Consider the following 15,041-nt stretch of genomic DNA (forward strand, 5'->3'; position numbering starts at 1 on the left):
GATTTCATCCTGCGACGATGTTGACGATCTTGCCCGGCACCACGATCACCTTGCGCACGGTCTGGCCTTCCAGGAAGGCGGCGACCTGCGGGTGGGCGCGGGCCAGCGCCTCGGCTTCTTCCTTCGACGCGTTGGCGGCCACCTCGATGGTACCGCGCAACTTGCCGTTGACCTGAACCGCGAGCGTGAGCGAATCGCGCACCAGCGCGGCGCCGTCCACCTGCGGCCAGGACTGATCTTCCAGCACCGACGCCGGATGGCCAAGCACCTGCCACAGCGCGTGGCTTACGTGCGGCACCACCGGGTTCAGCAGCAGCACCATGGCCTCCAGTGCCTCGTGACGCACGGCACGGCCCTGGTCGCTCTGGTCGTTGAACTTGTTCAGCGCGTTGAGCAGCTCCATCAGCGCGGCAATCGCCGTGTTGAAGGAATGGCGGCGGCCGAAATCGTCGCTCACCTTCTGGATGGTCTCGTGCACCTGGCGGCGCAGCGTCTTCTGGCCGGCGTCCAGCGCGGACGGATCGACCACCGGATGATCCGGGTTGGCCGCATGCGTGGTCACTTCGCGCCAGAAGCGGCGCAGGAAGCGGGCCATGCCTTCCACGCCCGCCTCGCTCCATTCCAGCGACTGCTCCGGCGGCGCGGCAAACATGGAGAACAGGCGCACGGTGTCGGCGCCGTACTTGTCCACCATCGCCTGCGGGTCGATGCCGTTGTTCTTGGACTTGGACATCTTCTCGGTGCCGCCGATCTTCACCGGCTCACCGTCACTCTTCGAACGCGCACCGATCACGCGCGCCTTGTCGTCGCGCTCGATTTCCACATCGGCCGGATTGATCCAATCCTTCGAACCATCCGCGTTGTCGCGATAGAACGTCTCGGCGATCACCATGCCCTGGCACAGCAGGTTGGTGGCCGGCTCATCGGCCTTCACCAGGCCCGCGTCGCGCATGAGCTTGTGATAGAAGCGGAAGTACAGCAGGTGCAGGATGGCGTGCTCGATGCCGCCGATGTACTGGTCCACCGGCAGCCAGTAATTGGCGCGTTCGTCGACCTGGTCGCTGGCGCCCGGGCTGGTGTAGCGCGCGTAGTACCAGCTCGACTCCATGAAGGTGTCGAAGGTGTCGGTTTCGCGCTCGGCCGGGCCGCCGCACTGCGGGCAGGTGGTCTTGCGCCATTCCGGATCGGCCTTGATCGGCGAACGCACGCCGGAGAACGCCACGTCTTCAGGCAGCACCACCGGCAGCTGGTCTTCCGGCACCGGCACGGCGTCGCAGGTCGGGCAATAGATCACCGGGATCGGGCAGCCCCAATAACGCTGGCGGCTCACGCCCCAGTCGCGCAGACGCCAGTTGACGCGGCGGATGCCCTTCTTCTCGCGCTCGAAGCGCGCCGCCATGGCGTCAAACGCCTGACCGTAATCCATACCGTCGAATTCGCCGGAATTGACCAGGTAGCCGCGCTCGGTAAACGCGCTGTCCTGCTGGATGCTCTGTTCGAACGATTCGATCAGCTGCACGGCAGCAGACGTTTCGTACGCGTCCATGCTGCCGCCGCCCAGCGCTGCGCGCATGGGATCGGCACCCACACCCTTGGACAAGTCGTGCTGGATCTCAGCGACGGCATCAAGCACGGCGCGATCGACCACCACCATCTTGATCGGCAGCTCGTACTTCTTGGCGAATTCCCAGTCGCGCTGGTCGTGGCCGGGCACGGCCATCACGGCGCCGGTGCCATAGCCCATCAGCACGAAGTTGGCCACGAACACCGGGATTTTTTCGCCGGTGAGCGGATGGATGGCTTCGATGCCGGTATCCATGCCGCGCTTTTCCTGCGTCTCCAGCTCGGCTTCGGACACGCCGCCGTGCTTGAGCTCCTCCAGGAATGCCGCGAGCTTCTCGTTGCCTTGTGCGGCCTTGAGCGCCAGCGGATGCTCACCAGCGATGGACACGAAGGTCACGCCCATCAGCGTGTCGGGGCGCGTGGTGAAGACGGTGAGCGGCTCGCTCTCGCCTTCCACCTCGAAATGGATTTCCAGGCCTTCGGAACGACCGATCCAGTTGCGCTGCATGGTCTTCACCGCATCGGGCCAACCCGGCAGCGTGTCCAGGCCGTCGAGCAGTTCCTGCGCGTAGTCGGTGATCTTGAGGAACCACTGCGGGATCTCGCGCTTTTCCACCAGCGCGCCCGAGCGCCAGCCGCGGCCGTCGACCACCTGCTCGTTGGCCAGCACGGTCTGGTCCACCGGATCCCAGTTCACCACCGCGTTCTTGCGGTAGGCCATGCCCTTTTTCATCAACCGCGTGAACATCAACTGTTCCCAGCGGTAGTAATCGGGGCGGCAGGTGGCGAATTCGCGGCTCCAGTCATAGGCAAAGCCCATGCGCTGCAGCTGGCCGCGCATGTGCTCGATATTCTGGTAGGTCCACTTGGCCGGCGCGGTCTTGTTCTTGATCGCGGCGTTTTCGGCGGGCAGGCCGAACGCGTCCCAGCCCATCGGCTGCAGCACGTTCTTGCCCTGCATGCGCTGGTAGCGGCTGATCACGTCGCCGATGGTGTAGTTGCGCACATGGCCCATGTGCAGCGCGCCCGACGGATACGGCAGCATGGAAAGGCAATAGAACTTGGGGCGTGAAGGATCCTCCTTCACTTCATAGGCGCGCTGCTCGCGCCAATACGCCTGAGCGGCGGTTTCCAGCACCTGTGGCTGGTAGCCCTGCTCGTTGCCCTGGTCCTGGGAACCTTGATCCTGAATGTCCTGCATGTGTCCGGCGCCGTGTGTTTTGCGGGCTGCCACCGGCCTTTCCGATGGTCAGCTGGGAACGCGGCAGACTAGCAGAATTGGGGTCTGTTCAGCGCCAAACGGTGGCAAAACGAGCGCGCGCCTTGGTATTTCTGTGGGAGCGCACCCTGTGCGCGACAGGCGGTTGGGGCTTGCGCTCCGTTGGCTTGTCGCGCACAGGGTGCGCTCCCACAGGGGTTCTGCAGAATCAACCTGCAGGGCAGCTGGCGCTTTGTCCGGCGGCCATCGCACCGGCCACCGCACCAATCTGCCCAGCCAGCCGGCTGATCGCCTGCTGATGCCCCTGCACAAGGGCGTCATAGCCTGCGCCCACGGTTTCGCTGAAGCGGCTGGTGCAGGCCAGCGGATCGCCGCCCTTCAGCGCGCGCACGCTCCAGGCGGCGTCGATATAGGCATAACTGCCCGGTACGGAATCGAAGCGGCGCACGTCCAGCTTGATGCGCACCGTAGCCTTGCCCTGGTTCGGCAGGCCGGTCACGTCCTGGGCGCGGAAATCGCGCGCCAGGTCGGCGGCGAGCGCACCGCGCACTTCGTCGCCCAGCGGCGCGATCCAGCGCTGGCCCTGCAGCACCGCCACGCCCTGCCCGCCTTCGCGCACCACCATCTGCGGCTGGTCGACCTGCGCCGGCACCGTGACCGGCAGCAATTCGAACTGGAACGACGATGCCGTGGGCGTCACCGTGGCAGCGCCGCCAGCCGGCGGCACCAGGGTGTAGTAGCGCAGCGGCGGCGCCGAGCCGCAAGCGCTCAGCACCAGGGCCAGCGTGGCGACGGCCAGGTTCAATGTTCCCCAGCGCTTCATGGCTTGCTCCCTTGTGACGGTTCCACCGGCGCCGGCGATGGCGGCGTCGGTGCCAGCTTGTCGTCGGCACGGCGGCCGCGCAGCAGCGCATCCGGATGCGCGCCGAGATAATCGGTCATCACGCGCAACGAACGCGCCGCGCGCTGCAGCTCCTGCAGCGTCCCGCCCAGGTTCTGCTGCAGCTGCGAATCGGGCGAGAACATGTTGTCCGCGTTGCCGAGCGTCTTCTGCGCGCCCTGCAGCGTGTTCTTCAATTCCGGCAGCACGCTGCCGTTGACCTGCTGCAAGGTCTTGTGCAGCTCGGCCAGCGACTGGTCGAGGTTGTTGCCGATGCTGTCGAACGGAATCTTCTGAATCTTGTTGACGATGTCGGCGATCTGCTGCTGGATCTTGTCGAAATCGCCCGGCGCCGTGGGAATTTCCAGCGGCTTGGTGCGGCCATCGAAGGTGACCTTGGTCGCCTTTGGCAGGAAATCCATCGCGATATACAGCTGGCCGGTGAGCAGGTTGCCGGTGCGTGCCTGCGCGCGCAGGCCGCGGTCGACCAGCTTGCCCATCATCATCGACATCTGCTCGTCGTCGCCCTGCGACTTGGCGATCGCCACCAGTTTGTCGTGCGCCTTGCCCAGGCGCTGCGGATAGACCACCGCGCCGACGATGGTCGGGAAGGTCTGGGTCTTCTCATCGTAGTCCAGGTTGATGGACACCACGCGGCCAAACGGCACGCCCAGGAATTCCACCGGCGCACCCACCGCCAGGCCACGCAGCGATTGATTGAAGCGCATGCGGACGTAGCGCGGCTCACCGTCGGGCGGCGCCATCGCGGTGGCCTGATCGTTGAACAGGGTGAAGGCGTCGTTTTCCTGCGCCGGCGTGGCGTCATGCGGACCCGGCGGATCCTGAAACGCCAGGCCGCCCGCCAGCACCGTGGCCAGCGACTGCGTGTTGACCTTCAGGCCATCGGCGCCCAGCGAGACGTCGACGCCGCTGGCATTCCAGAAGCGCGAGGAGGTGGTGACGAACTGATCGTTGGGCGCATCGATGAAGATCTGCAACGTCACGCCCTTGCCATCCTTGTTGAGATGGTAGGAAGACACGCGCCCCACCTGGATGCGGCGGTAGTAGACGGGCGAGCCGATATCCAGCGAGCCCAGGTCATCGGTGTGCAGGTCGAAGGTCTTGCCCGGCGCGCCGTGCGTGACCGTCGGCGGCGCCTCCAGGCCGACGAAGTCTTCCTTGGGTTCCTGCGACTGTCCGGCGTCGGCGCCGATGAAGGCGCCGGAGAGCAGCGTATCGATGCCGGACACGCCGCCGAGCCCGATGCGTGGGCGCACCACCCAGAAGCGCGAGTCGGCGGTGGCAAAACCCTTGGCGCTCTTCTCCAGCGCGACCTTGGCCACCACATGGGTGCGGTCGTCGCTCAGGCGCACCGTGCTCACCTTGCCGATGATCACGCTCTTGTACTTCACCGGCGTCTTGCCCGGATCCAGGCCTTCGGCGCTCTGGAAACTGATATTGATGCTGGGGCCCGCTTCGTACCAGGCGTGGATCACCAGCGACAGACCGACCAGGGCGGCGATCACCGGCACCAGCCAGACCAGCGATGCATTCACGCGCGGCTTCTGCACCACCGGTTCGGGCAGGTCGTCGGCGATGTTTTTATCGTCAGTCATCGGAATCCCTGCCATCCCAGATCAATCGTGGATCGAACGTCATCGAGGCGAGCATGGTAATCACCACGGTAAGCCCGAAAAACACCACACCAGGCAGCGGTTCCACCTGGCTGAAGAAGCCAAACTGCACCAGCGCCGTCAACAGCGCCACCACGAACACGTCCAGCATGGACCAGTAACCGATGAATTCCACCAGCCGGTAAAGCCGCGAGCGCTGTCGCTGCGCCCATTGGCTGCCGCGTTGCGAGCTGACCAGCAGCAGGCTCAGCGCGAAGAATTTCAACACCGGCACCACGATACTCGCCGTGAAGACGATGACGGCCAGATCGGGCGAGCCCTTCCTCCACAGCTCGATGATGCCGCTGAGGATGGTGTTGTCGTCCACGTCGCCCAGGCTCACCGTGCGCATGATGGGCAGCACGTTGGCGGGCAAGTAGAACACGAATGCGGCGATCAGCAAGGCCCAGGTACGTGTGTAGCTGGCCGACTTGCGCTTGTGCAGCGCGCTTCCGCAACGCGGACAGACCGCATCGGGCGCCTTCACGTCGCGGCAGACCAGGCGGCACACATGGCAGCCGATCAGACCCAGGTCGCTGGCGCGCAGCAGCTCGCTCATGCCGGCGTCTCCTCGGTCAGATCCCAGAAGCGGCGCACATCGATGCTGGAGAATGCCGTGATGATCAACATGAGCACGCCATAGGCAAAAATGCCCGCATTGGGCTGCACTTCGAAATACATGTGCGCCTTGACGATGGCCACCAGCGCACCGAGCACAAAGACTTCGCTCATGGTCCAGGGACCCAGCCGATAAAGCATCACCATGATCCGGCGAAACCCGGGCGCGCGACGTCGCTGGCGTGCATAGGCCAGGATCCAGAACAGGAAGCCCATCTTGATGATCGGAAAGAAGAACAGCGTCAGGGCGGCGATCACCGCGACGACCTCGGCGTGCTCGCGCCACATCATCATGATGCAGCCCCACAGCGTCGCGCTGATCAACTGGCCATTGAGGCCCAGCGTCACGATCGGCCAGATGTTGGCCTGCACGAAGGCGATCATCGCAGTGATCACCAGGGCGAACATGCCGCGCACGCCGATGCTGTGATGGCGGGCCAGGATGGCGTCGCAGCGCAGGCAACGCGCCACTTCGCCACGGGCCAGCTTGCGACGACGGTAGACCGTGTCGCAGTGCTCGCATATCCACAGGGTGGGCGGCGCGATGGCGGGTTTGATGCCTTGCGATGGCATGGTCATGGGGGGATTTTCGCAAATATCCGTGTCCAGTGCCGCCGGGGCCGAAGCCAAGCGTCAAAGCCCGGGCACCGTAAGCCCCTGCGACCTTGATATGCTGGCTGACGCCCTGATGTGAAGGGCATTCGTCAACGGGAGTCCCCAGTGAGTGCCACGACCGCCGATACGCATGTTTTTGACGTGCGCGAGGACAACTTCGAAGCCGAGGTGCTGCAGGCCTCGCTGACCACGCCGATCCTGGTCGATTTCTGGGCGACCTGGTGCGGCCCGTGCAAGACGCTGGGTCCGATGCTCGAGAAGCTGGCCGCCGAATTCAACGGCGCCTTCCGGCTGGCCAAGGTCGATGTGGACAAATCGCAGCAGCTGGCTGCCATGTTCGGCATCCGCAGCATTCCCACCGTGATGCTGGTGAAGGATGGCCAGATCCTCGACGGTTTCCAGGGCGCCCTGCCCGAGGGCCAGCTGCGCGAATTCCTGCAGCGCCATGTGCAGCCACTCGATGGCGCCGCCAACGATGAGCTCGAGGCGGCACCGGAATCGCCGGAAGAAACCATCAACCGCATCCAGCAAGCCATCGCAGCCGAACCGGAGCGCGCCGAACTCAAGCTCGATCTCGCCCTGGCACTGATGCGTGCCGGCAACGCCGACGCCGCCGAAGCCGAACTGGCCTCCCTGCCCGCCAACCTGGCCACCGACGCCCGCGCTGTTCGGCTGCGCAGCCAGCTCGACCTGGCTCGTGCACTCAAGGGCGCGCCGTCGCTGGCCGAGCTGCAGCAGCGCGTGCAGGCCGATGCCGGCGACTGGGCCGCGCGCGACCTGCTCGGCGTGCGCCTGCTGCTGGAAGGCGATGCCCCCGCAGGTCTGGATCAGTTCCTCGTCACGCTGGAAAAGGCGCGCGACTGGAACGATGGCCAGGCCAAGAAGCGACTGCTGGCTGCCTTCACCACGCTGGACGACGCCGAACTGGTCGGCCGCTATCGTCGCCGCATGGCGTCGCTGTTGTTCTGAATCGGCTGCGCGGTGGGCGAGCACGCTCGCCAACCATGCGACTTGCCATCCGAAGCCCATTCCCGTCGGGGAATGGGCTTCGCGTTTCTTCAGGGCGAACCTGCCGCCGTCGCGCCGGCACCGGCATTGCTGCCGATATAGCGATCGAGGAACTGGGTGACGCGCTCGTACAACTCGGCGGTGTTCTTCTCGTCGTAGAAGCCGTGGCCTTCGCCGGACTTGTATAGCCATTCGTGACCGACGCCGCGTTTGTTCAGGGCCGCATTCAACGACTCACCCTGGATCGGCGGCACGCGTTGATCCTGTCCACCCACCACCAGCATGACGCTGGCCTTGAGCTGATCGAGCTGGTTGATGGGCGAACGCGCCGCCAGCACGGCCGGATCGGTGCCCAGCGTGTTGCGCAGATAATTCTTGCCGGAGACGCGATCGGAAATGTCGCCGTCGGTGTACATCTTGGCCAGATCGTAGACGCCGACGTAGCCGATCGCGCAGCGATAGAGATCCGGCTCCTTCACCGCACCCTCGAGCGCCGCATAGCCGCCATAGCTCGCGCCGAAGATGCAGACGTGTCCGGCCGTGGTGACGCCCTGGTCGATCGCCCAATGCGTGGCATCGGTGATGTCGTCCTGCATCTTGCCGCCCCACTCCTTGTAACCGGCGTGCACAAAGCCTTCGCCATAGCCGCCGGAACCGCGGAAGTTGACCTGAAGCACGGCATAGCCATGCGTGGCGAGCGCCTGCACGATCGGATCGAAGCCCCAGCTGTCGCGGATACCGAACGGGCCGCCGTGCACGAACACCACCAGCGGCAGATGCTTGGCCTGCTCGCGACCCGGCGGCATGCTGAGGTAACCGTGGATGGTCAGCCCATCGCGCGCCTTGAAGTCGATCGGCTGCATCTGCGCCATGTCGTTGGGCTTGATCCAGTCCGCGCGTTGCAGCAGCACCTCGGCCTTGCCGCTCGCCTTGTCCCACAGGTAGTACGTACCCGGGTCCATGTCCGACGAAGCCAGCGCCACCGCCTTGCTGCCGTCGTCGGTGCTGGAAACGATTTCGATGCTCTCGCCCGGCAAGGCCTTCATGAGCGCGCTGATCGCCTTCATGGTGTCTGATCCCGCCACGAAGGCCGATGCCGACGGCGTGGACGGCATGGCATAGACGCCCACGATGTCGCGACGATCAAGCGTACGCATGAGGCGGTAGGCCGATACGGTGTCGTTCGTCCACACCGCCTCTTTCATGGTTTTGGTGGCGACATCCCACGGACACAGCGCACCGACGGCACCGGGCGCCTTGCACGTCATATAGACCTGCGAGTCGTCGGCAGTAAAGGCCGTGGGCCATGGCACGTTGCGTTCCGCACCGCCCTGGAACAGCAGCGTCCACTGCTGACCGTCGCCCTCGCGATAGTAAACAACGGGAAAGCTATGGCTGTCGGTACCCATGGCAAAACGCGCGACGCCATGGTTGTCGACGACGAATTCGGCATTGCGCAGCGGCGCCGTACCCACCGGCCGCTTGTTGCCGTTGTTCACGTCCATCACGAAGATCTGGGTGAACGCACCGTCGGCGCCGCTGTCCCACGGCGTGACGCCTATCATCACGTGGTTGCCGTCGCCGTTGCGCAGCGTGCTCACCAGTTCAGCGGATGCACGCTCGGATTCGGGCTGCTTGATGTGCGTCGCGCCTGAGGTTCCACCGGCGCGATAGCCAAACAGAATCTGCCCGGCCGAGCCATCGCCATTCACGGCGAAAATTTCGCCGGTGGCGAAGGGGCGATCCCAGCCGCTCACCTGGGTGCCTTCGGTATACAGCACGCGATGGTTGTTGACCCACCAGAAGTCGACGACCTGGTTGCCCTCGCGCGGCTTGAGCATGGTGCCCTTGTGGTTGACCAGGTCGATCAGGGCCAGCATCGGCTTGCCCTTCACCACCGTGGTGGCGGCCAGGTAGTGACCGTCGCCGGAGATTTTCACGTCGTCGTACTGCGCGTGGCGCGCCAGAGCGTCCAACGACACGGTGCCGGCAAACAACGGATACGACAACAGACAAAGCACGCCGAAGACGGCGCGCTGGATTCGCTTTTCCATGCATTCTCCCCTGTGGCGTGGCGCCCCATGCAGCCCAGCCGTGCGGCGAGTATAAGCACGAATGTTGCTGCCGCCAGCGCCCCCCTTCGGCCTGGTCGACCTGCCCGCTCAATCGCAGCGAAGCCCTACGATGCCGCCAACCATACGCTTACGTATGTTTAGGTTATACTCGGCCGGTTTTCACCGTCCAGCCTATTGCCTATGCGCGCTTCGACCTTCCGCCGCCTGATGAACCTGTGGCCGCCGTTCCTGTTCAACAGCATTTGCGTCCAGCAGGTGTCCGAGGACTGGACCGAGCTGCGGGTGGTGCTGCGCCTGCGCCCTTGGAACCGCAACTATGTGCGCACGCAGTTCGGCGGCAATCTGTTCGCGATGACGGACCCGTTCTGGATGCTGCTGACCATGCACCAGCTTGGCAACGACTACTTTGTCTGGGACAAGGCCGGCGGCATCGAATTCGTCGCGCCGGGGCGCGAAGACGTCTACGCCCATTTCAAGCTGGAACCGTCGGTGATCGACGAACTGCGCGCCGCAGCCGCCGGTGGCGACAAGGTGCTGCGCTGGTTCGACGTGGACATCACCACGCGCAGCGGCGAGGTGGTGGCGCGCGTACGCAAGCAGCTGTATGTGCGGCTCAAGCCCAAGGCGCGCAGCGAGGCCAGCAACGAGCAGCCGGCCCCGACCACCTAGCGTTGTCGCCAGTGGAACGTGGCGACTGACGCCTCCGCTTCCACCCAAGGCCAGACTCCGTGGGACAATGCCGCGTCCCCTCCCCGGCATTTCTCCATGAAGCGTCTGCGCATCAAGCGTTACCTGTTTACCGGCCTGCTCACCTTCATTCCGCTGTGGGTGACCTGGGTGGTGTTCAAGTTTGTGTTGAGCATGCTCGCCGGCATCGGCACGCCGCTGGCGTCGGCCCTGCTGGCGACGTTGTCGTCGACGTCGCCGCTGGCGGGCGTGGCGCTCAACAACGCGTGGATCACCTTCGTCATCGCCCTGCTGCTGACGCTGGGCGTGCTGTACATCCTGGGCTGGCTCGCCAACCGCGTGATCGGCCAGCGCCTGATTGACGGCTTTGATGCCCTGCTGGCACGCATTCCGCTGGTGCAGACCATCTATGGCGGCACCAAGAAGCTCATGGCCGTGCTGCAGCAAAAGCCTTCGGGCGTGCAGCGCGTGGTGCTGATCGACTTTCCGCGCAAGGGCATGAAGGTGGTGGGCTTCGTCACGCGCGTGATGATTGAGGAAGGCACCGGTCGCGAAATGGCCGCCGTCTATATCCCCACCACGCCCAATCCCACCGGTGGCTATCTGGAAGTGGTGGCGGTGGAAGAGCTCACGCCCACCGACTGGACCATGGACCAGGCCATGGCCTTCATCATTTCCGGTGGCGCGGTGGCTCCCGATACCTTGCCTGCGTCGCCTGCGGCCCTCCGCGACGCCTCACCGGAATAATGTGGGAGCGCACCCTGTGCGCGACTCCCAACCCCTCAGGCCACCACTTCAAACGGCCGCATCATCTCGTTCGACGCATGCTCCAACAGATGGCAATGCCAGACATAGCGCCCGGCGTAACCCTCGAACGTGATGATGTAGCGCGTCACCATCCCGGGATATACCTGCGCCGTGTCTTTCCAACCCGCTTCATGCGCCGGCGGCGGTTCCGCCGGCCCTTTGTAGCGTATGGTTTTTGATTCCAGATATTCATCCACGTCGAACGGACGTCGATCCAGGATCTGGAAGCGCACCAGGTGCAGATGGATCGGATGGGTGTCTTCGGTGAGGTTCACCAGGCTCCAGATTTCCGTGCTGCCCAGGCGCGGCTTCTCGCTCACCGGCTCGTGCCAGTGCTTGCCGTCCAGCAACATCAGCATCGGCGTGGCCACGCAATCGGCGTATTCGTCGATGGTAAGCACGCGGGTCTGCGTAGCACTCGCCTCGGCGATGCGCGGCACATCACGCAAGATGGCAGGCACGCGACTGCTGTCGCTCACTTTGCCCGCGGCCACCTTGAACTGCATCAAGGGCAGCGCGTCGTTCATCAGTTCGATGGCCCCGCCATCCATCGATGCAAAATCCACCACAAGATCGGCACGCTCGCCCGGCGCAAGAAACAGGCTGGTCTGCTGCACGGGCGCGGCAAGCAGGCCTTGATCGCTGCCGATCTGCAGGAACGGCCGCTGGCCGCGCAGGCTCAAATGGAAAAAGCGTCCATTCGCCGCATTGAGCACGCGGAAGCGATAGCGCCGCGCCTGCACGTCGAGCCGCGGCATCAGCGCGCCATTCACCAGCATGGCGTTGCCGAACACTTCGGGCACCCATGGCGCATCGCTGATGCCGGAGGTGGGGTAGTACAGCTGGCCATCTTCGGTAAGCAGGCGATCGGTCAACACCAGCGGCCATTCGAAATCGCCGCTGGGCAGACCCAGCGACAACTCATGCTCGTCGCGCAGCAGATACATGCCAAACAAGCCGGCGTAGAGGTTCAGCCGCTCGATGCCCATGGTGTGGTCGTGATACCACAGCGTCGCGGCGTCCTGTCGATTGGGATAGGTCTGGGCGCGCGACTGGCCGGGCACCATCCAATCGGTGGGATAGCCGTCATCGGCGGCCGGCACGCGTGCGCCGTGCACATGCACCACGCCGCGCACTTCCGGCTTGTCCGGCTCCGCGCCGCAGACGTGATGATCGATGGGAAGGAAGTGCTTGAGCGGGAGACGGTTGCTCCACTCCACGCGTACCGCGACGCCGCTGCGCGCTTCGATGGTGGGCCCGGGCATGCTGTTGCCATACGTCCACAGCCGGGTCGGCGCCAGATCGCGGTGCAGGCGTTGCTCGCTTTCGCGCATGGCGATGCGCAACGCGGTTCCCGCCTTGGGATGCAGTACTTCAGGCCGCCGCAACGCATCGACGAACGGCGCCAGCCGCGACGGATCGAGCAGGCGCGGCACGCGGGTCTGATCGGCCACCGCATGCTTGCAAAGCCCGCTGCCCTTGGCGGCCGGCATGGCCATGTGCATGGGCGCGCCGAACGCACGCAAGGCGCTCGTGCCTGCCAGCAAGCCCATGCCCTGGAGAAAGAGACGACGCGAGGGATGCAAGGCTCAGCACCTCCGAGCAGGAAAAACGAAACGCCCCGGACCACGGTCCGGGGCGTGCCAGGCAAGCGTACTGCGCTCAGCCGTGATCATGCCCGTGCGGCAGGCTGGACCACGGCCACGGCTTGGGCTGCTTCACCGGCTGGCCGGTCTGTTCGTCCAGGATCAGATGGCGCTGGTCCGGGAACGGCTGGTAGAAGTCGAACATCGGCACCAGCGAGCCGGCCACGCCGTCGAACGAACCGCCACCGAGGCGCTCGCCGCGCAGCCAGTTGTCCTCGATGAAGCGCGTCACTGACGACTGATCGGTCAGCGTGTGGTCCACATGATTGCTGCGGGCCCACGGCGAGATCACCAGCAGCGGCAGGCGCGGACCGAAACCGCAGCGTCCCTGCACCGGCTTACCCTTGCTGTTGGTGCCCGGCAACGTGCCACGCGCCTTGCACAGGCCCGCGCCGTCGAGCGCATCGGACGAGGTGCTCGAGGCATTGATGCGCGGGGCCGCCTGATGGTCGTACCAGCCATCGGAATCGTCATACGCGATCACCACGGCGGTGTCGCGCCAGTCCGGCTGCTGCTGCAGGAAATTGATCACGTGCACGATGAACTGTTGCTCATCCAGCGGATCGGAGTAGCCCGCGTGGCCATCCTGGTAACCCGGCGCCTTGAGGAAGCTGACGGCCGGGAAGTTGCCCGCCTTGACCGCGGTGTAGAAGTCGTTGGTGTCGTACTGATGGTTCGCCGCGTCGCCCTGGTGGCCGATCATCGCCACCGAGGTCGGACGTGCATGCGTCGGATTGGCGGTGGAGGTGTAGTACTGGAACGGCTGGTGATGCGGGATGTAGTCGGCCTTCACCGTGTTGGTGACGGTGGACAGCGTGCTGCGCTTGCAACCCGTGGTGTTATTGCTGTTCACCTGGCTCAGGTCGAAACCGCCCTCGAAGAAACCCCACGTCACGCCGGCAGCGTTGAGCAGGTCACCGACGTTCTTGCCGCCGAGCTGCACCTGGTTGCCGCTGGGCGAGGAGCACACGTCGCCGATCGGATCGGCGTCGCTGATCAGGGTCAGGCCGCCCTGGCCATCGGCGATTTCGTTCGCGGTGCCGTTGAGCGTCTGCGTCACGCCATTGGTCTGGCCGGAAATCAGATTGATCGCACCGGGCGTGGACGGGCCAAAGGTCGTGTTGTAGCTGTTGTCGTTCAGCGCGAACCACTGCGCGTAGTTCCACAGGGCGGTAACGGTGTTGCCGTCGTAGTAGCCCATCACCTGGCCGGTGCCTTCCTCGTCGGCCGGCGCGCCCGGCAGGGTTTCACCCGAACCGGTGTACTTGGGGAACAGATCCATCGCACCGCCATCGAACGCCTGCTGTTCCGGGCCGTAATCATGGTCCTGGTCAGCGGTCGCCGCCTGCGCGCGCGACAACCGGAACGGATTGATCGCACCGGCGCCGTTCGCGCTGTTCGTCTGGTTCGGATTGTGCGTGAGCAGCTTGTTGTCGTAACCGTTCACGTGCGGCGTGAACGGGCGCGCATAGAAGCTCGGCTCGCCCTTGCCGTTGGCGGCATACGGGTAGGTGCCGAAGTAGTGATCGAAGGACACGTTCTCCTGGAAGATCACCACCAGGTGCTTGATCGGCGTGGACGTATGGACGTCCCCATCACCGCCGCCATGATGCAGGCTCGCATCGGTGAATGCTTCGGCATGCACGGGAAGTTGAGCAAGGGAAACAGCAGAAAGGCTGAGTACGCACGCAGCAATGCAAACAGCGAGGTTGTTTCGCATGGAGGGCTCCCTACAGTCGCGGTGATGCGCTTCCCCTCAAGCGCGGATTCCACGGACATTAGGCTCGGGAGGTGACAGGCGAATAACAGCGGCCATCGCATGTTTTTGCGATTCCAGCGATGTGACTGGAAGCGCAGGGAGACTGTCGACCCGGACATCACACAATCAAGTCCCAACCTGTTTCCCGGAGTGGTGAAGCATGTTGGTCACCACGCAAACGTCGGCAACCAAGAGGAAGCGAAGCGACGTTCCGATTTAAGTCCTCAGCGATTCGGGCGCGTTGCGCAGCGCTCGGAAGTACCTCTGTGTACCCTCGGAGGTTGTCCCCTGACGGCCTGCCTCAAGCGCTCGGGCTTATCCCAGCACAATGCTGCGGGCGTTATCAGGCCATTTTCTTTGGGTTACTTTTCTTTTGGGCCAGCAAAAGAGAAGTGACTCGAGCGGCGGCAGCCTTTTGAAACGACCGCCGCGTAAGTGGCACGCTGGCCATATCGCGACAATCGGGGCGCGAAGACACTGGGTTCCGGCTT

11 protein-coding genes are annotated in these 15,041 nt (G+C 64.5%); 3 read left to right on the forward strand and 8 right to left on the reverse strand.

Features of this window, described 5'->3' with window-relative positions:
• Positions 1-4 precede the first annotated feature (4 nt).
• The 5 genes from leuS to Y882_RS08145 all read right to left on the reverse strand — a co-directional run bounded on the left by leuS (position 5) and on the right by Y882_RS08145 (position 6,532).
• Complete coding sequence (leuS, locus tag Y882_RS08125) at positions 5-2,764, reverse strand: leucine--tRNA ligase (RefSeq protein WP_046971411.1); 2,760 nt, start codon at positions 2,762-2,764, stop codon at positions 5-7.
• Positions 2,765-2,990: 226 nt separating this feature from the next.
• Positions 2,991-3,605 (reverse strand): PqiC family protein, encoded by a 615-nt coding sequence (locus Y882_RS08130; RefSeq protein WP_046971412.1) that lies wholly within the window; start codon positions 3,603-3,605, stop codon positions 2,991-2,993.
• Entirely contained in the window at positions 3,602-5,278 is a 1,677-nt protein-coding gene (locus tag Y882_RS08135; protein ID WP_046971413.1) for a PqiB family protein, read from the reverse strand. Before Y882_RS08135 ends, Y882_RS08130 begins: the two co-directional genes overlap by 4 nt.
• Positions 5,271-5,894, reverse strand: coding sequence for a paraquat-inducible protein A (locus Y882_RS08140; RefSeq protein WP_046971414.1), 624 nt, complete (start codon positions 5,892-5,894; stop codon positions 5,271-5,273). Before Y882_RS08140 ends, Y882_RS08135 begins: the two co-directional genes overlap by 8 nt.
• Complete coding sequence (locus Y882_RS08145) at positions 5,891-6,532, reverse strand: paraquat-inducible protein A (protein ID WP_046971415.1); 642 nt, start codon at positions 6,530-6,532, stop codon at positions 5,891-5,893. Before Y882_RS08145 ends, Y882_RS08140 begins: the two co-directional genes overlap by 4 nt.
• Positions 6,533-6,673: 141 nt before the next feature.
• On the opposite strand from Y882_RS08145, the gene trxA reads away from it, so the two are divergent.
• Positions 6,674-7,537, forward strand: a complete 864-nt coding sequence (trxA, locus tag Y882_RS08150) for a thioredoxin (protein WP_046971416.1) — start codon at positions 6,674-6,676, stop codon at positions 7,535-7,537.
• Positions 7,538-7,626: 89 nt separating this feature from the next.
• Here trxA and Y882_RS08155 read toward each other — a convergent pair whose 3' ends face one another.
• Entirely contained in the window at positions 7,627-9,630 is a 2,004-nt protein-coding gene (locus Y882_RS08155) for a S9 family peptidase (RefSeq protein ID WP_046971417.1), read from the reverse strand.
• Between the two features lie 201 nt (positions 9,631-9,831).
• Here Y882_RS08155 and Y882_RS08160 point away from each other — a divergent pair, with 201 nt between their 5' ends.
• Both Y882_RS08160 and Y882_RS08165 read left to right on the forward strand, forming a co-directional pair.
• A complete protein-coding gene (locus Y882_RS08160) occupies positions 9,832-10,320 on the forward strand; it encodes a DUF4442 domain-containing protein (RefSeq protein WP_046971418.1) in 489 nt (162 codons plus the stop codon).
• Between the two features lie 96 nt (positions 10,321-10,416).
• Positions 10,417-11,085, forward strand: coding sequence for a DUF502 domain-containing protein (locus Y882_RS08165; protein WP_046971419.1), 669 nt, complete (start codon positions 10,417-10,419; stop codon positions 11,083-11,085).
• A gap of 35 nt (positions 11,086-11,120) precedes the next feature.
• Here Y882_RS08165 and Y882_RS08170 read toward each other — a convergent pair whose 3' ends face one another.
• On the reverse strand, positions 11,121-12,731 hold the full coding sequence (locus Y882_RS08170) for a multicopper oxidase family protein (RefSeq protein ID WP_244466289.1): 1,611 nt from the start codon (positions 12,729-12,731) through the stop codon (positions 11,121-11,123).
• Positions 12,732-12,807: 76 nt separating this feature from the next.
• Positions 12,808-14,436, reverse strand: coding sequence for a phospholipase C (locus Y882_RS08175; RefSeq protein WP_244466291.1), 1,629 nt, complete (start codon positions 14,434-14,436; stop codon positions 12,808-12,810).
• Positions 14,437-15,041 lie beyond the last annotated feature (605 nt).

Source organism: Dyella japonica DSM 16301, assembly GCF_001010355.1.
GTDB classification, from domain to species: domain Bacteria; phylum Pseudomonadota; class Gammaproteobacteria; order Xanthomonadales; family Rhodanobacteraceae; genus Dyella; species Dyella japonica.